The sequence below is a fragment of the Pseudomonas sp. PA-4-8C genome (assembly GCF_021606625.1).
Lineage (GTDB): Bacteria > Pseudomonadota > Gammaproteobacteria > Pseudomonadales > Pseudomonadaceae > Aquipseudomonas > Aquipseudomonas lactis.
In genome coordinates this window covers 1-16,163 of the sequence record NZ_WKCD01000111.1, presented here as the reverse complement: position 1 = coordinate 16,163, position 16,163 = coordinate 1, and the positions used below count along the sequence as shown (strand labels likewise).

General features: G+C 59.2%; 14 protein-coding genes and 1 tRNA gene. 8 read left to right on the top strand and 7 right to left on the bottom strand.

Features of this window, described 5'->3' with window-relative positions; all coding sequences use genetic code 11:
* A partial coding sequence (locus GIW04_RS17250; RefSeq protein ID WP_236479078.1) for an amino acid permease occupies positions 1 to 972 on the top strand: 972 nt, incomplete at its 5' end.
* Between the two features lie 136 nt (positions 973 to 1,108).
* On the opposite strand, the gene GIW04_RS17245 is transcribed toward GIW04_RS17250, so the two are convergent.
* The gene (locus GIW04_RS17245) at positions 1,109 to 1,522 is read right to left on the bottom strand and encodes a hypothetical protein (RefSeq protein ID WP_120247888.1); all 414 of its coding nucleotides are present in this window, start codon (positions 1,520 to 1,522) and stop codon (positions 1,109 to 1,111) included.
* Between the two features lie 159 nt (positions 1,523 to 1,681).
* Between GIW04_RS17245 and GIW04_RS17240 the strand changes: the two genes are divergently transcribed.
* On the top strand, positions 1,682 to 2,647 hold the full coding sequence (locus GIW04_RS17240) for an arsenic resistance protein (RefSeq protein WP_120247889.1): 966 nt from the start codon (positions 1,682 to 1,684) through the stop codon (positions 2,645 to 2,647).
* Positions 2,648 to 2,734: 87 nt separating this feature from the next.
* Entirely contained in the window at positions 2,735 to 4,342 is a 1,608-nt protein-coding gene (locus tag GIW04_RS17235) for an ArnT family glycosyltransferase (protein ID WP_120247890.1), read from the top strand.
* A 36-nt stretch (positions 4,343 to 4,378) separates the two neighbouring features.
* On the opposite strand, the gene GIW04_RS17230 is transcribed toward GIW04_RS17235, so the two are convergent.
* Both GIW04_RS17230 and GIW04_RS17225 read right to left on the bottom strand, forming a co-directional pair.
* Positions 4,379 to 5,050: a hypothetical protein gene (locus GIW04_RS17230; RefSeq protein ID WP_003187766.1), complete on the bottom strand. Its 672-nt coding sequence runs from the start codon at positions 5,048 to 5,050 to the stop codon at positions 4,379 to 4,381.
* 163 nt (positions 5,051 to 5,213) lie between these two features.
* Positions 5,214 to 6,152, bottom strand: coding sequence for a LysR family transcriptional regulator (locus tag GIW04_RS17225; RefSeq protein ID WP_003187767.1), 939 nt, complete (start codon positions 6,150 to 6,152; stop codon positions 5,214 to 5,216).
* Positions 6,153 to 6,253: 101 nt separating this feature from the next.
* On the opposite strand from GIW04_RS17225, the gene GIW04_RS17220 reads away from it, so the two are divergent.
* The 4 genes from GIW04_RS17220 to GIW04_RS17205 are packed head-to-tail and all read left to right on the top strand — an operon-like array spanning position 6,254 to position 11,034.
* A complete protein-coding gene (locus GIW04_RS17220; RefSeq protein ID WP_032894039.1) occupies positions 6,254 to 7,150 on the top strand; it encodes a DMT family transporter in 897 nt (298 codons plus the stop codon).
* 58 nt (positions 7,151 to 7,208) lie between these two features.
* Entirely contained in the window at positions 7,209 to 7,592 is a 384-nt protein-coding gene (locus GIW04_RS17215; RefSeq protein ID WP_003187771.1) for a cupin domain-containing protein, read from the top strand.
* The gene (locus tag GIW04_RS17210; protein WP_003187773.1) at positions 7,589 to 9,250 is read left to right on the top strand and encodes an acyl CoA:acetate/3-ketoacid CoA transferase; all 1,662 of its coding nucleotides are present in this window, start codon (positions 7,589 to 7,591) and stop codon (positions 9,248 to 9,250) included. The genes GIW04_RS17215 and GIW04_RS17210 overlap by 4 nt, the downstream gene beginning before the upstream one ends.
* Before the next feature lie 56 nt (positions 9,251 to 9,306).
* Positions 9,307 to 11,034 (top strand): FAD/NAD(P)-binding protein, encoded by a 1,728-nt coding sequence (locus tag GIW04_RS17205; RefSeq protein WP_120247891.1) that lies wholly within the window; start codon positions 9,307 to 9,309, stop codon positions 11,032 to 11,034.
* A 128-nt stretch (positions 11,035 to 11,162) separates the two neighbouring features.
* Here GIW04_RS17205 and GIW04_RS17200 read toward each other — a convergent pair.
* From GIW04_RS17200 to GIW04_RS17185, 4 genes are all read right to left on the bottom strand, one after another.
* Positions 11,163 to 11,238, bottom strand: a tRNA-Phe gene (locus tag GIW04_RS17200).
* A 103-nt stretch (positions 11,239 to 11,341) separates the two neighbouring features.
* On the bottom strand, positions 11,342 to 11,614 hold the full coding sequence (locus tag GIW04_RS17195; RefSeq protein ID WP_017529562.1) for an oxidative damage protection protein: 273 nt from the start codon (positions 11,612 to 11,614) through the stop codon (positions 11,342 to 11,344).
* Positions 11,611 to 12,675 carry an A/G-specific adenine glycosylase gene (gene mutY / locus GIW04_RS17190; RefSeq protein ID WP_120247892.1) on the bottom strand — a complete coding sequence of 355 codons (1,065 nt, stop codon included), beginning with the start codon at positions 12,673 to 12,675 and terminating at the stop codon, positions 11,611 to 11,613. The genes GIW04_RS17195 and mutY overlap by 4 nt, the downstream gene beginning before the upstream one ends.
* Positions 12,672 to 14,888, bottom strand: coding sequence for an AsmA family protein (locus GIW04_RS17185; protein WP_120247893.1), 2,217 nt, complete (start codon positions 14,886 to 14,888; stop codon positions 12,672 to 12,674). The genes mutY and GIW04_RS17185 overlap by 4 nt, the downstream gene beginning before the upstream one ends.
* A 326-nt stretch (positions 14,889 to 15,214) precedes the next feature.
* On the opposite strand from GIW04_RS17185, the gene GIW04_RS17180 reads away from it, so the two are divergent.
* The coding region (locus GIW04_RS17180) for an MFS transporter (protein ID WP_236479077.1) at positions 15,215 to 16,163 on the top strand (949 nt) is incomplete at its 3' end.

The following is a 16,163-nucleotide window of genomic DNA, read 5'->3' as shown; positions in this document are numbered from 1 at the left end:
AACCTGTTCAGCGTGAAAAACTACGGTGAATTCGAGTTCTGGTTCGCGCTGATCAAAGTCGTGGCCATCGTCGGCTTTGTGATCCTCGGCCTGGCCGCGATCTTCGGCTTCTTGCCTACCAGCCAGGTCAGCGGTGTTTCGCACCTGTTCGATACCCAAGGTTTCATGCCCAACGGCATGGGCGCGGTATTGGCGGCGATCCTGACCACGATGTTCTCGTTCATGGGCACCGAGATTGTCACCATCGCCGCCGCCGAATCGAAGAACCCGGGCCAGCAAATCACCAAGGCCACCAATTCGGTGATCTGGCGGATTGGTTTGTTCTACCTGTTGTCGATCTTCATCGTGGTGTCCCTGGTGCCTTGGAACGATCCGACCCTGGCGGCCGTAGGTTCCTACCAGACCGTGCTGGAACGCATGGGCATTCCGAACGCCAAGCTGATTGTCGACCTGGTGGTGCTGGTTGCCGTGACCAGCTGCCTCAACTCGGCGCTGTACACCGCCTCGCGCATGCTGTTCTCCCTGGGCCGTCGAGGTGACGCACCGGCCGTGGCCAAGCGTACCAACAAGAGCGGCACGCCTTACTGGGCGGTGTTGCTGTCTACCGGTGCTGCGTTCCTGGCGGTATTCGCTAACTACGTCGCCCCGGCGGCGGTGTTCGAATTCCTGCTGGCCAGCTCTGGCGCCATCGCGTTGTTGGTGTACCTGGTGATTGCCGTGTCGCAGCTGCGCATGCGCCAGAAGCGTACGGCGGCGGGCGAGAAGATCGTCTTCAAGATGTGGCTGTTCCCAGGCCTGACGTACGCGGTAATGGTGTTTATCGTCGGTACGTTGACCATCATGCTGTTCCAGGAAGCGCACCGTGTCGAGATCATCGCCACCGGGGTTCTGAGCTTGCTGGTGGTATTGGCGGGGTTGGTGGTGGCGAGCCGTCGCAAGGCCCAAAGAGTGGGGGCTGCGGCGCTTAACTGACGAGATACGGTGAATAGGGCGCCACAAAACAATGTGGGAGCCGGGCTTGCCCGCGATGACGGACTGCCAGTCGATGTATTCGTCGCCTGACACTCCGCCATCGCGGGCAAGCCCGCTCCCACATTTTTGTTTTGTGTCAGTCGGGGGCGTTGGCCAGGGCCTGGGACGCCGCCACGTAATCGGCCTGGAACTGCGGCGACTCAATCCACGCCAGCGCGGCGGCCTCATCATCGCTGTCCGTCGCCCACTGCCGATACTCGATCAGCGCCGCCAAGATAAAGTCGGTCGCTTCCTCTTCGCCTTCCTGCTCCAGTACCAACGCCAGCAACGGATGCGCCAGGAACACCGCACACAGCGCCTGCTGGCTGATCTCGCCGGCGGCACGCATTTGGACGAACAGCTCAGTCAAGTCCACCGACTCAAGGTCGATGCGGCTGTCGTCGCCAGCAAAAGCATCCGGCTTGTGCGCCACGGCGCGCTGGGTGCGGTTTTGCTTGGCCTTGGCTTTTGCCCGGTGGGCGCGTTTTTGCTGCTTGTTTGGCGAGGCCATGGGCTCGACGTCCTTGGGGTCTGGGTCTAGAGGGTGTATTGAAACGCAGGTTGGGGTAAATCCCAAGGGTTTCTCGGGCGGCAGTGACTGCTGTAGTGCTCGACCTTCTCTGCGCGGGTAACTTAGGCTGACAGTCTAATGACCCACCAGAGCCCGCCCATGACCCGCGACACCCTGGAACACCATCAGGTCCCGATCTACTTCGTTGCCGTATTTGTGGCCGTCACGTTTGGCCTGCTCTGGCCCTTGTCGGCGCAGGGCCTCAGCCTTTGGGTGACACCTGCCATCGCCGTGCTGATGTATGCGATGTTTTTGCAAATTCCCTTTCTTGAGCTGCGCCAAGCCGTGGGCAATAAGCGTTTCATGGCGGCCTTGCTGTTGGCCAATTTCATCCTGGTGCCCTTGCTGGTGTGGGGGTTGACCCGTGGCCTGGTGGAGCGCCCGGCGTTGCTGGTGGGCGCTCTGCTGGTGTTGCTGACGCCCTGTATCGACTATGTGGTGGTGTTTACCCATATCGGCAAGGGCGATTCGCGGTCGATGCTGGCGGCAACACCGCTGCTGCTGTTGCTGCAACTGCTGTTGTTGCCGGTCTACCTGGGGCTGATGTTGGGCGAGCAATCCAGCGGGGTGGTGGCGGCGGGGCCGTTTGTAGAAGCGTTCGTGGGGCTGATTGTGGTGCCGATGCTTCTGGCGGTTGTGACCAGCGCTTTCGCGCGGCGGTCGAGCGCCATTAGCCTTTGGAACAGCGCCTGGGCCTGGTTGCCGGTGCCAGCGATGGCCTTGGTGTTGTTTGTAGTGCTGGCTTCGCACATCACGGCAGTGGTGCGGGATATCAATGTGTTACTGCCAGTCATTCCGGTCTACGTGGCCTTTGTATTGCTGGCGCCGCTGATGGGCATTGTGGCCGCACGGCTGTTCGCACTGCCGGCGTTGACGGCGCGGGCGGTGACCTTCAGTGCGTCGACCCGTAACTCGCTGGTGGTTTTGCCATTGGCGCTGGCGCTGCCGGAGGATGTGCGCGGCTTGGCCGCAACGGTGGTGATCCTGCAGACCCTGATCGAACTGGTTGCCGAATTGCTCTACGTTCGCCTGATCCCGGCAGTGGTGTGGCCCACCAGCCGGTAACTGCGTGAATGTTCAGGTCTGTTCAGGCGCCATTCAGGGGCGCGTTCGGCACCATACGCCAGCGCTTCCCACCTGACAGGTCACCCGATGGATCACCGCAACCGTTTTCGCCTGGAGTCACTGGGTATTTTCCTGGTCGCTCTCTTGTTATTCACAGTGGGCATCTGGGATCAGCAGCCCCAGGGTTTTGACGGGCGTTGGGCGCTGTTCATGCAGGAAATGTATCGCCATGGCGCGAGTCTTTTCCCCACCACCTACGGCCAGCCTTACGCGGATTACCCCGGCACCGCGACTTTCTTCAGTTATTTATTTGCCCGCTTATTTGACGCGCCGAACCACTTGGCAAACGTGCTGCCCACGGCGCTCGCATCGGCGGGGGTGATTGCGCTGATGTACCGCCTGCTGGCGCCCTACAGCCGTGCCTGGGCGCTGCTGACGGTGTTACTGACTCTGCTCACCGCCCAGTTGCTCGAAAAGTCGCGCTCGGTGTGCCTGGACCAGATGGTCGCGTTGTTATGCGTGGCCAGTTTCTACCTGCTGCACACCGGCGAACACCTTGGGTCACGGCTGCGGCAACTGGCGGTGTTCCCATTGTTCGTCCTGGGTTTCGCGATACGTGGGCCACTGGGGTTGATTGAGGTCTGCGCGGTGGTGTGTGTGTATTGGGCGCTGGGCAAGCCTGGGGAGCGTGTCCGGCAGGTGCTGATCCACGGCGTTGTCGGCTTGGTGTTACTCGCTGCGTGCTGGTGGCTACTGATGAAGCTTGCGCGGTTCAGTGGCGGCGATGCGTTCGCCGATGAAGTCTTCAAGATGCAAGTCGGCGGGCGTCTGGATGAGTCTGGTGAGCCGTTCTACTTCTATTTCCAACTGAGCTTGTACCGCTACTTTCCGGTGGTGCCGCTGGCATTTGCGACCCTGGTTGCGTTGCGCCATCGCTGGCCCGAACACTGGGCCAATGAGCACCTGCAATTGCTGGTGCGGTTGGGGGGCTGCGGCTTGATGATTCTGCTCGGCCTGTCGGTACCGCACTTCAAGCGCGCTTATTACATTTTGCCGATGGTGCCGATGTTCGCGGCGGTCGCAGCCTTTGGGCTGCTGCATGCGCAAGGCTGGCTGGTGCGCGTGCGCCGTGGCTACGAGTGGCTGGTCGCGGCGCTGCCAACGTTATGCGTGGTGGTGTTGTTTGTGTGCCGACACGCCTGGCACAAGCAGGGCTACTGGCCGCAGATTTCCTTGCCGTTGATGATCGGCGCGTTGGTGGTGCTGCAAATCGCGGCGTTGATTGCCTGGCGGCGAGCATGGCGGTTGGTGTGGCTCAGTCTGATCGCCCTGGCGGCGCAATGGCTGTTGCTGGTGACGGTGATAGAGCCGGCCAAGGACCTGCAATTCGACACTCGGCGGTTTGTCAGCCAGGTGGAGGCGTTGCGCCAGGCGCAGCCGGGCCCTTTGGTGTTTGTCGACCTGGCGCGGGATACCTGGGCGGTACGCTACATGATGAACCTGGATCACGATGAACAGCCGCTGTTTGTCGGGCGTCACGAGCTTGAGAAGCTGGCGGTGCTGCCCCGGCCTTCCTGGGTGATTGTGTCGCGCAAGGAGACTGCGCTGTTGAAGGGGTCGCCGGTGGAGCACCTGGCACCGAGCTATCAAGGGCGCTTGAATGACAACCCGTTGATGGTGTTTTTGCTCAAGTAAGGAGGCCCTTGAGCCAAGGGCCTGCCGAGCAGCTGATTACTTGCAACGGAAGCTTTCAGGCATCGTGACCGTGTAATTGCGCTGCACACGGTCCTGGAAATTCAGGTTCTGCAAACCCTGCTGTACCAGAAAGGCTTCTACCTTGGCGGCTTGGCAGTCGTCGTTATAGGACGACGCCCGTAGCAGGTAGACCGCACGCCTGCTCGCTTCATCGCGAGCGGTGACCCGGAAGGTGGTGAGCGTGGTGTAGCCGGTGCGCTCCGAGGTCCCTACCGGGCCGTAGGAAGTGTTTGGGGTGCTGGTGCAGGTCAGTTGGTCGGTCTTTTTCTTGTTCTTCTTGCATTGGGTGGTGGTGCTGTTTGCCACTTGCCCGTATTCGGTGGCGGTGTAGCGATACGTCACCTGCTTGCTGTCGACATCCAGGGTGACGGTCATTTTGATCGGTGCATGGTTCTTGGGCAGTGTGGTGTCGGTATAGACGTTGCGAAAGCCCTGGTCCTGCATGGCGCGAACCATGTCGCGCAGGTAGTAGCGGGCATTGAGCGAGTTTTCATCACTGCCGCCAGTGGAGGTCACCAGCACGGTTGCCTGTCGGTCAAAGTGGTAGTCGGGATCAGGCGTTGCGTTGATTGCTACGTCCAACTGCGTGGCACACCCACTGAGCAGGGCGGTCAGTATTAATAGGGTGCAAAGCAAGAAGCGGGTCATGAAAAAACCTTACAACTGAGATTTGGGTAAAGGCTGAACGATTGAACCCAGAGGAAAATAACCTGCTGGGGTGATAAAAGCCTGATGGCTTCCCTCTGCCAATCGCAGGCACTAGGCCACTAAGGATACAGGGCAGCGGTCTTGGTCGTCATGGCACCCGTGGTTATTCAGCCTTCTGCGGGGCTGGCAACCATCCACCACCGTCTTCGAATTTCTCGATCAGGAAGTCCACAAAGACCCGCAACTTGGGCACGGCAAACTTGCTCGGCAAGAAAATCGCATGGATGCTGTCGCCGAAAGTGCCCTCTGCAATGTACTTGGGCAAAATCACGCTAAGGCTGCCCTTGCGCAAATCGTCGGCGATGGAGAACGTGGGCAGCAAGCCTATGCCCACACCTTCCATCACGGCCTGCCTCACAGACTCACTGCTGTTGACACAGAAACGCCCTGATACGCGCACTTCGGTCACTTCGCCGTCGCGAAGAAAACGCCAGGATGCTTCCCGCGCCAGGCCATTGATCAAGCAGTTATGTGCGGCCAAATCACCGAGAGTGGCGATGGGGGAGTGGCTGCTTAAATAACCGGGTGTTGCACATAACACGTAGTCGAGTTTGGCTAAGCGTCGGGCTATAAAACTGTCAACGGGCGTACTGGTCAGACGTATCGCAATATCGAACCCCTCTTCGACAATATCCACATAGCGGTCGCTCAAAGAGAGCGTGACGCTGATATCGGGGTAGGCGTTGAGGAATTGCCCAACCAGGTTGCTCAAGTGGAGATTGCCAAAGGCAACCGATGTGGTGACCCGAAGGTGGCCTCGGGGTGCTGATTGCAGGCTTTCGACAGAGTTGAGTAATGCGCTGGTTTCCTCGGTAATCCGAACACCGTGCTGATAGGCAAGTTCTCCCGCTTCTGTGAGCGCGAGGCTTCGCGTGGTGCGGTTTAACAACTTGGCCCCGAGCGTTTCCTCAAGCCTGCGCATTTGTTTGCTGACGGTTGAGGTGGTCGAACCGAAGAAACGGGCCGCTTTGGAGAAACTTTTCAGTTCGACAACTTTAACGAAAACAAAGACATCCGAAATATTATCTGAGAAAGATTCCATTGTTTCTCCAGAGGACACAGGCTTGTTCTTTTTGGCCGTATTGTGCGCAGCGGGTGGGTTAAATACTTTGAATTCTCTAGCGGTTAAACCTTGGAGGATTCATGAAAGCCCTGACCAGAAGTTTCAATATTGCCCTGCCCGCCACTCTACTGCCTTTGCTCTTCATCGTCATGTGGAGTTCCGGTTATGTCGTTGGCAAAGTGGCACTCCCCTTTGTCGGGCCCTACACCCTGATCTTCATTCGCTTTGCCAGTGCGGCGCTGATCCTGCTGGGCGTGGCGCTTGCGACTAAAGCACCGTGGCCGAAATCCCGCGCTCAGTTCGGCCATCTGGTGGTGGTGGGTATCCTGATCCAGGCGCTTCAGTTTGCTGGCTTGTACATGGGGCTGGATCTGGGCGTGTCGGCTGCTGTGGCCGCGCTGATTGTCGGTACGATGCCGGTGTTTACCGCGTTGGGCGCCACCCGGTTTCTTAACGAAAAGGTCAGTCGTGTTGAGTGGCTCGGCTTGGTTGGCGGATTGTTCGGTGTGGCCCTGGTGGTCTATGAACAGCTGGGTGTAAGTGCAACGGCGAGCCTGACAGGTTACTTGTGCGTAGTGCTGGCACTGGTTGGCATCACGGCCGGCAGCCTGTATCAGAAAAAATACTGCACCGGCATGGACTTGCGCACCGGCGGTTTTATCCAGTTGGCCACGGCCTCTTTCGTGATGTTCTTTCTCGCCGACCACTTTGAAAACCTCGCGGTTCAGTGGACCCCAACAATGATCTTCGCGTCCGGTTGGTTGTCACTGGTCAACTCTATTGGCGCTATCAGCATCCTCTACATCCTCATGCGCAAAGGTGAGGCGAGCAAAGTAGCAGGCCTGTTCCATCTTATTCCCGCAGTGACAGCCTTAATGGGCTTTGTATTCCTCGGTGAATCGTTCAGTGCAATTAACGCTGTAGGTTTTGCGATTACCGCACTGGCTGTTTATGCGTGCACCCATGTCAAGAAGTGAGCTCAACGTTTAACCACCCCTATCTAACGCCTCTTTATCCAGCGAACAAGGAAGTATCATGCATACCGGACAAATCCTTAAAGATGTACTCAACGCAGTACGCAGCAAAGAAGCCTTGCCGTGGGTGCCCTATACCGCCAATGGCCGAACCAAGACCGATATCGTGCATTTGTACCAAGGCCCGGAAGTGGATGGGCCATCAGCGGCCCTGGTACGTTATCAGCCGGGTGCCCGTACCCAACGCCACCTTCATCCTGGCTACGAACTGATTTTCGTGCTCGATGGCGTGCTGCATAACGATGCCGGTGCACACCCAGCAGGCACGCTTGAAGTCTGCCCGCCTGACAGTGAGCATGCGCTGTGGAGCGATGAAGGCTGCACCTTCCTGGTGGTGTGGGAAAAGCCCGTGCAGACCGTTTCCCTGGCGCAGGTGCAGCCATGATGGGCGCCCTCAATAGCGGCTTCGGCGTCCAGGCTGCCCCGGGGGCGCCGCTCGCAGCGGCCTCGTTCGGCAGTGATTACGTGATGGAGCCAAAGCGCGTCATCACCGCCAGCCAGGCGGCCGCCCTGGTACCCGATAATTGCACGATCACCACTGGGGGGTTTGGCAGTTGCGGGCACCCTGACCTGCTCACCGAAGCACTGGCGGCGCGCTTTGCCGCTACCGCACAGCCATCTGACCTGACCCTGGTTTTTGCGGCCGGGCAGGGTGACAAGGCCAGCCGTGGGCTTAATCAACTGGCTGTCAAAGGCCTGCTGAAAAAGGTGATCGGAGGCTACTGGGCGCTTGCACCGTCGATAGGCCAGATGGCACTGCGTGGTGAAATCCAAGCGCACAACTGGCCTCAGGGCGTGATAAGCCACCTGTTCCGCTCAATCGCCGGGGGCAAAAGTGGAGTGCTCTCAGGGATTGGCTTGCACACCTTTATCGACCCCAGGCAGGAGGGGGGCAAAGTCGGCCCGGCTACGACTGAAGAGCTGATCTCAGTGGTAAACGTTGGGGGGCGTGAAGAACTTTTCTATCCGTCGATGCCCATCAATGTCGCCTTTTTGCGCGGAAGTCGGGCGGATGTCGACGGCAATATCAGCATGGAGGACGAAGCCAACTTTCAGGACAGCCTCGCCCAGGCGCAGGCCGTTCACAATTGCGGCGGTATCGTCATCGTGCAAGTGATGGAATTGGTCGACCGTAACTCGCTCGATCCTCAGGCGATCCGTATTCCGGGGATCTTTGTTGATTATCTAGTTTTATCCACACCAGACACACATTGGCAAACCTACGGTGAGGTCAGAAACAACACCTATACCGGGCGGTCGCGCTCCGATACCGCAGTCACGCCGTTACCCCTGTGTGCCAAAAAAATCGTCGCGCGCCGAGCCTTGTATGAAATAGCCCGGTACAACGCGCCGATCGTTAACCTGGGCATTGGCACTCCAGAGTTCATTGCAAGGGTGGCGAGCGAGGAGCGCTGCTCCGCCCATGTGCTTACTGTCGAGTCAGGGGTTATCGGTGGCACGCCTGCTCGCGGGCTGTCATTCGGCGCTTCGAGCAACCCTCAAGCGATTCTCGATCAAGCCAGCCAGTTCGACTTCTATGACGGTGGCGGAATCGATCTGGCCTTCCTCGGATTTGGTCAGGCCGACAGCCGTGGCAATGTCAACATCAGTCGATTCGGCGGGCGGCTCAACGGTGTCGGTGGTTTTATCAACATTTCGCAAAGCGCCAAGCGCGTGGTGTTTTGCGGAACCTTCACGGCCGGTGGTTTGGAACTGGGGTTTGAAGCCGGGCAATTAATCATTGAGCGTGAAGGGGATATCACCAAGTTTATTCAAGCCGTTGAGCACATGAGCTTCAATGCCGCCCATGCGCAATCACGCAACTGCCCGATTCTGTTCATCACTGAACGGGCTGTGCTCGTATTGAAGGACGGCCGCTTGATACTCAAGGAAGTTGCGCCGGGTATCGACATCGAGCGCGATATTCTCGCTCGCAGTACGGCCGATATCATCGTGGCTGACCACGTGGAGTTGATGCCTGCGTCGATTTTTCTCCATCAGCCGCTCTCTGTCACAGACAAGTACTGGCGTTCGCGTGACTAACTCATCATTTCATTGATGGCTCTTCATTCTTCGCACTACGCGTTTTGGAAAACACCATGAAAAAAATAACAATTGCCATAGTGGGCGGTGGTTCTGTCGGCGTCGCATATTTTACGCAACTCATTGATGAAGCTGTTCGTCAGGGGCTGAGTCATCATTTGGATGTGCTGATCTTTGAGTCACAGAAAACACCTGGGCCGGGTTATGCGTACCAGGCAGACTTCGAGTGCAACTTGCTCAACACGCGAGCCGACGCCATGTCTGCGGTGGCAGGCGACAAGCGGCATTTTATTCGCTGGCTGGAACAGCATGGCGCAGATCAGGCGGTAGATTTTCCACAAACAGTCATCGACGATCACGCCTTCCTGCCGCGCAGCCTGTTCGGCAGATACCTGGCGTATCAGTATGAGCAGACGATGGCCTTGGCCCGCGCCCATGGCATTAAAGTCACGGCAGTGACTTCAACGGTCACAGACCTGATATCGCTCTCCGACCAGCGCCCTTGCATTGATACCGAGAGCGGCGTGGCCTACGTGGCGGATCGGGTTGTCCTCAGCATGGGAAACCTGCCATCCACGCGGTTTACTCAGCTCAATGATGTGGCTGGCTTCGTGCGCACCCCCTACCCAACCCGGGACATGGTGCGCAACATACCGGCCAACGCGTCGGTGTGTGTGCTAGGGACCGGACTGTCGGCCATTGACACTGTGCTCTCACTGATGGAAGCCGGGCACCAGGGAAAAATTGTCATGGCATCGCGCACCGGCCGTCTGCCCAGCGTGCGCGGTACCTTTAATCGGCCTCATACATTGACTCATCTGACCCGGGCCCACATCGATAACTTCTGTGATGCAAATGGTGGTCAGCTCAAGCTGCATGACGTCTTTACGATGTTGCTGCGTGAGATCGAGGAGGTTACCGGTGACGCCCTGGACTTGAAGCGCATCTTGAATTCGGGCGCCGGTGTGTTGGACTACATAACGTCTGAGATCATGCAGGCAGACAATGCCGAGCGCCTGTGGCAGTCGGTCATTTACTCGACCAACTCCATTATCGACTACGTCTGGCACCGTCTGTCCCGCGACGACAAGCAGGTATTCCAGACGACATTCGGCAGTCTCTGGTCTTCTTACCGCGTCTCGGTGCCGGTCAAAAACGCCCACAAGTTGCAGGCGTTGCTGAAGGCTGACCGCATACTGGTGCTCGGCGGCGTCAGCCAGGTCACTTACAACGAGGCTTCAAAGGTCTTTGAGACGCGCATTGACGACCGTGGCAGTGCATTTCGTACCGTCATCGAAAGTGAATATGTCATTAACGCCACCGGGTACTCCGTTCAGGTGGAACACTCTGACGTGCCGCTCGTGGTGAATTTGCTCCGTCGCAAGTTGGCCAAGCCCAATGAGTTCGGCGGCTTTGAGTTGGACTTCGAGACAGGAAGGTTGGTGGGTGCAGCCGGTGAGGCCTGGCCGCATGTCTCGGTACTTGGCAGCCTGGCCACCGGCACGTACTTCTGGACGAATGCGATGGACGTCAATGTCAGGTTGGCCCGGCGTCAGGTTGAAGATGCGCTCAGCGTATTGTCAGGCAGCATCTCTCACACGGCGTTGCCTTCGGCGCGAGTACCTCGTCGTCGCTCTGTCACTCGAAGAGGTCGCACGGCCTCCGCTTCGGCGAGCACCAGGCAGAGTAGACGCTACGGCCTGAAGGCTGCTCAGGGGAGCGCAAGCGTGCTTGGGGTACCCGTGCGAGGGGAACTGGCATCGCCGACGACTCAGCTGGTCTGAGGGCGCTTTGAGCTTGGCCATTTAAATCAAGCCCGCGCAGATCGTTTCGGCTGCGGGACCTGAAGCCGGTTGAATCGCAGGCAATAAAAAACCCCAAGGAACTGCTTCCTTGGGGTTTTTCGGTATTTTGGTGCCCAGAGACGGAATCGAACCGCCGACACGGGGATTTTCAATCCCCTGCTCTACCGACTGAGCTATCTGGGCAACGGGGCGCATTAAACGGGTTTTTCAGGGGGTCGTCAAGCAAGTTTTCAAAAAATATTTAATTATTACCGTCGCTTACGTGCCAACCCCGGTTTTTGATCAATTATTGAGCAGGTGGGACGTAGCCTTCGGCCTGGGCGTATTCCTCGCCGGAAAAGAACTTGTCCATTTCGCCGGCCAGGTATTTACGGTCTTCGGCATTCATCATGTTCAGGCGCTTTTCGTTGATCAGCAGGGTCTGGTGTTTCAACCAGTCGCCCCAGGCTTTGGCGGAGACGTGGTCGTAGATGTCCTGGCCCTTGGCACCTGGGTACGGAGGGCGTTCCAGGGCTGGCAGTTCTTCTTTGTACTTGCGGCACATAACGGTGCGGGTCATGACGAAACTCCTGCGTTCAATACGTCGGCCGCGCGCTTCAGCAGTTTTTTCACCGGGGCGGCAAGGCCCAGGCGCGGCGGGGTGGCGAGGTTATACCAGAGCCAGTCGGCCTCGGCCACGTGATGGGCGGTTTCCTCGACCTGGACCAGCCAGGGTTCGATGGCCAGCTGGAAGTGGCTGAAGGTGTGGATCAGCCCCGGCAGTTCCTGATGCTTGCCCAGCGCCAGCGCGTGCTGGTTGGCGAGGTGATCCAGGTCTTGCAGGTCGTCCAGCTCCGGCAAGCTCCACAAGCCGCCCCACAAGCCCGTAGACGGGCGACGGTAAAGCAGGATGGCGCCTTCGGCGTTGGCCAGCATCGGCATCAGCGTGCGCTTTTGCGGGATGGTCTTGCGCGGCTTGGGGATCGGATAGCGCGTCTCCAGCCCGAGCATGTGGGCTTCGCAGCCTTTTTCCAGCGGACACAACAGGCAACTGGGTTTGCTGCGGGTGCACAGGGTGGCGCCCATGTCCATCATGGCCTGGGTGTAGGCGTTGACGCGTTCAAAGGGCGTGAAGCGCTCTGCGGTGGCCCACAGCTGCTTGGCCACCTTGGGTTCGGGGTAGCCCTCTTGGGCGGTAAAGCGCGCCAGCACGCGTTTGACGTTGCCGTCAAGGATCGGCGCGCGCAGGCCCATGCTCAGGCTGGCAATTGCGCCAGCGGTGGACAGGCCGATACCCGGCAACTCGGTGAGCTTCTCCACGTCGCGGGGGAATTCGCCGCCGTGTTCGGCCACCACGATCTTCGCGGTCTTTTGCAGGTTGCGCGCCCGGGTGTAGTAGCCCAGGCCCGTCCACAGGTGCAGCACTTCATCTTCCGGCGCGGCGGCCAGGGCTTCGACCGTCGGCAAGGAGGCCATGAACCGGTCGAAGTAGTTGAGCACGGTGCTGACCTGGGTCTGTTGCAGCATGATCTCCGACACCCACACCCGGTAAGGGGTGATGCCCTGTTGCCAGGGCAGGTCGTGGCGGCCATGACGGTCGTACCAGTCCAGTACCGCTTGTGAAAACTGCTCGTTTCTCATCGGTTGAACAGGCCTTTCAATGCGTCTTTGAGCTTGGGGTTAACCTTGTCGAGCTTTTCTTCCAGCTTCTCGTTAAGGCGATTGCCGGCCGCCTTGAGGGCGACCTGGCCCAGGCCGTCCTTGTCCAGGCGGCAGGCTTTGGCGCCCAGCTCCAACGGGCCACGGCAACGCAGCGGGACTTCAATGCCCTGGAAGTTGGCGCCGACCTGGCAGGCCGGGTCCGGCACGTCGCGCTTGTCGCCTTCGACGATGATGCCCACGCGGTAGTCCATGCCCAGCACGCGTAAATCCACATCACCGTTGCCATTGAGCGTCAGGCCAGGGATGCGCACTTTCAGGTCGGGGTTGCTGGCCACGCCGTTACGGAACGTGAGGTTGCCGCGCAGTTCCTGGAAGGGCGTGTCCTTGCCGCCTGGGGTGGTGCTCAGGGTCTTGCGGTTGAGCAGGGCGATGCCGGTACACAGTTGCTGCTCGATGTTGGCATTGAGCAACACGCCGTTGTTGATCACGAGGCTGGCAGTGCCGTTGAGGCTGTCGATCAGCGCTTTCTGGCTATTGCCACGGCCGCTTAGGTTACTGTCGAGGGTGAGCTGGCCTTTGACCGGCGGGGTTTTCCCTTGGGCCTGCAGGATGCGTTCAACAGGCACCTGCTTGATGTGGCTTTGCAGGGCCAGCACGGGCGTGTCCTGGCGCACGTCGAGTGTGCCGTTGGCCTGGAACGTGCCGTTGTAGAGGCCGCCGCTAAGGGTGTCGAGCTTGAGTTGCCCGTCAATGCCGGAGGCTTTAAGCACCGCGTTCTGAATGGGCAACTGGCTCAGGGTCAACTCGCCAAAGGCCAGGTCTGCATTCACGTCCAGGCTGCGCAGGCGGGTGAGCGGCAGCAGTTTGTCATTGCTCCAGGCGCCTTTGGTCGGCGCCTCCGGCAATGGCGTGTTGCCGCCTGCGGCCATGGCGCCGGCTTCGCTGCTCTGTACTTCGGCCTGGCGTGCGGCGGTTGTACCTTTGGCAGCTTCGGATTTGGCCGGCAGGTAATTGTCGGCATTGAAGGTATCGCCCTTGAGCTGCACACGCAGTGACTGCTTGGCGAAATCATCCACGGCGACGCGGCCGGTGAAGGTGCTGGCATCGAGCTTCAGGTTCAAGTCTTCCAGGGCGACGCTGGTGGGCGTGCCCTTGAGGCGGCTCACCAGTTCGACCTTGCTCAGGCTGCCTGGGGCCATGGCAGGCAGTGGGTGCCCGATGCTCTCAAGAAACTTGGCCAGGTCAAACTGGGCAACCGACAGGGCGCCGCTGATCTGCGGGGTTTTGTCCAGGTCATTGGCCTTTAGTTCGCCCAAGGCGCGCAGTTGGTTGGCCGCCAGTTTCAGGTTGGTCCATTCGGCGACGTTGGCCGCCAGGTCCACCAGCAATTGGCCCTGGGTGGAGAAACTCACCGTCTTGCCCTGCAACGGCTCACCAGTGGCCTCGCCACTCAAGCGCATGTCTTCGAACTGATAACGCTTGAGCGCACGCTGGATGCGCAAGTTGCCGTTCAGCTCAGTCTTGACCCGCATCAGCGGCTGGTTGCTGCCCAGGAAGGCCGTGAGTTTCAGCGGGATGCTGGCGCCTTCGTGGATGGCACCGGCACTCAGTTGGATGCTTTCGGCACTCAGCTGCTTGCCGGTCTGTTCATCGGTGTATTCGACGCGGGCGTTGTTGATGGTCAGGCTGTCGATATCCAGGCGGATCGGCTGCGGTGGCTTTTCCGGCTTGGTTTCAGCCACGGGTTCGACCGGCGCGGGAGCGGGGGTGCCTGTGGTTTCGTCGGGCAGGTTCTTGCCGATGTCTTCCCAGTTGCCATGGCCCTGCTTATCGCGGTTCAGGCGCAGGTTCAGGCCTTCGACACGCACATCGCTCATCTGCACTTCGCGGCGCAGCAGTGGCAGCACGCGCACCGACAGGCCGAGCATCTGCAAGTCGGCAAACGGTTGAGTCGGTGCGGTCAGGGTCGCGACGCTGGCTTCGTGAAGCTCCAGGCCCAGCCAGGGGAACAGGCTCCAGCCGATATCGCCATTGAGCGTCAGCTCGATGTGGGCCTTGTCGCGGGCTATCTGGCGAATTTCTTCTTTGTAGTCGTTGGGATCGAAAAGGTGGGTCAGGGCAAAGCCGAGCGCCACAATGATCAGCAACAGCCCGAGAAGTACCAGACCCAGGATTTTGCCGAACGCTTTCATGGGCGAGTCCTTGTATGTCGATTTCAAAATTTAGCCGCAGAGTATAACGCCCGAAGGCCGGCGTCAGTTCACGGATCGTTACATTGTATCCACCGGCGTGGAAATGGGATTTTGACGTCAGAAAAATACAGACAATCCAAAAAAGGTAGTGGCAGTTTGATTTTTCTGTCATCCACTGGTGCTAATCTCTGCACGTTCGTCCGCCTTCTGCGACTTAAGGTCGCGCCTAAAAGGAAGTTTCACTCAACAAAACGGCCACGCTTTGCGTGCAAGGCCGAGGGAGAGAGCGCCTGACGGACGCATACCAATAACTGGGGGAAACACCAATGAGCACTAGCACTGTGGCCGGCACTGACGCCGCACAGCCTGCGTTCCTGTCCAAGGAGCGCATCATCGCCAAGCCGGGCTTCAACCGCTGGCTGGTTCCACCGGCCGCCCTGGCCATCCACCTGTGCATCGGCATGGCCTACGGCTTCTCGGTGTTCTGGCTGCCGTTGTCCAAGGCGCTGGGTATCACTGCGCCGGTGGCTTGCGCACCGGACATGGGCTTTATCGCTCAAGTCTTTTCGTCTCAATGCGACTGGCCCATCTCCATGCTGGGCTGGATCTACACCCTGTTCTTCATCTTCCTGGGCTGCTCCGCAGCGATCTGGGGCGGCTGGCTGGAACACGCCGGGCCGCGCAAGGCCGGGGTTGTCTCGGCGCTGTGCTGGTGTGGTGGCCTGCTGATCTCGGCTTTGGGTATCTATACCCACCAGATCTGGCTGATGTGGATCGGCTCCGGGGTCATTGGCGGCATTGGCCTGGGCCTGGGCTATATCTCGCCCGTTTCGACCTTGATCAAGTGGTTCCCGGACAAGCGCGGCATGGCCACCGGCATGGCGATCATGGGTTTTGGCGGCGGCGCGATGGTGGGTGCACCTTTGGCCGCGGCGCTGATGGGCCATTTCTCTTCGCCGACCAGCGTCGGTGTATGGCAGAGCTTTGTGGTCATGGCGGCGATTTACTTCGTGTTCATGATCGGTGGCGCCCTGCTGTATCGCGTACCCCCGACCGGCTGGAAGCCTGAGGGCTGGACCGCGCCAGCGAAGAAAGCCAGCAATGCGATGATCACTCACCGCCATGTGCATGTGAATGTTGCGTGGAAAACCCCACAGTTCCGCCTGGTATGGCTGGTGCTGTGCCTGAACGTGTCGGCCGGTATCGGCATCCTGGGCATGGCCTCGCCGCTGCTGCAGGAAGTGTTCGGCGGCAAGTTGCTGGGTGTTGATGTGC

Bases quoted from the DNA above. Each gene is read 5' to 3' on its own strand.
- GIW04_RS17245 (WP_120247888.1), bottom strand. From the start codon at position 1,522: ATGGCCTCGCCAAACAAGCAGCAAAAACGCGCCCACCGGGCAAAAGCC.
- GIW04_RS17240 (WP_120247889.1), top strand. From the start codon at position 1,682: ATGACCCGCGACACCCTGGAACACCATCAGGTCCCGATCTACTTCGTT.
- GIW04_RS17235 (WP_120247890.1), top strand. From the start codon at position 2,735: ATGGATCACCGCAACCGTTTTCGCCTGGAGTCACTGGGTATTTTCCTG.
- GIW04_RS17230 (WP_003187766.1), bottom strand. From the start codon at position 5,050: ATGACCCGCTTCTTGCTTTGCACCCTATTAATACTGACCGCCCTGCTC.
- GIW04_RS17225 (WP_003187767.1), bottom strand. From the start codon at position 6,152: ATGGAATCTTTCTCAGATAATATTTCGGATGTCTTTGTTTTCGTTAAA.
- GIW04_RS17220 (WP_032894039.1), top strand. From the start codon at position 6,254: ATGAAAGCCCTGACCAGAAGTTTCAATATTGCCCTGCCCGCCACTCTA.
- GIW04_RS17215 (WP_003187771.1), top strand. From the start codon at position 7,209: ATGCATACCGGACAAATCCTTAAAGATGTACTCAACGCAGTACGCAGC.
- GIW04_RS17210 (WP_003187773.1), top strand. From the start codon at position 7,589: ATGATGGGCGCCCTCAATAGCGGCTTCGGCGTCCAGGCTGCCCCGGGG.
- GIW04_RS17205 (WP_120247891.1), top strand. From the start codon at position 9,307: ATGAAAAAAATAACAATTGCCATAGTGGGCGGTGGTTCTGTCGGCGTC.
- GIW04_RS17195 (WP_017529562.1), bottom strand. From the start codon at position 11,614: ATGACCCGCACCGTTATGTGCCGCAAGTACAAAGAAGAACTGCCAGCC.
- mutY (WP_120247892.1), bottom strand. From the start codon at position 12,675: ATGAGAAACGAGCAGTTTTCACAAGCGGTACTGGACTGGTACGACCGT.
- GIW04_RS17185 (WP_120247893.1), bottom strand. From the start codon at position 14,888: ATGAAAGCGTTCGGCAAAATCCTGGGTCTGGTACTTCTCGGGCTGTTG.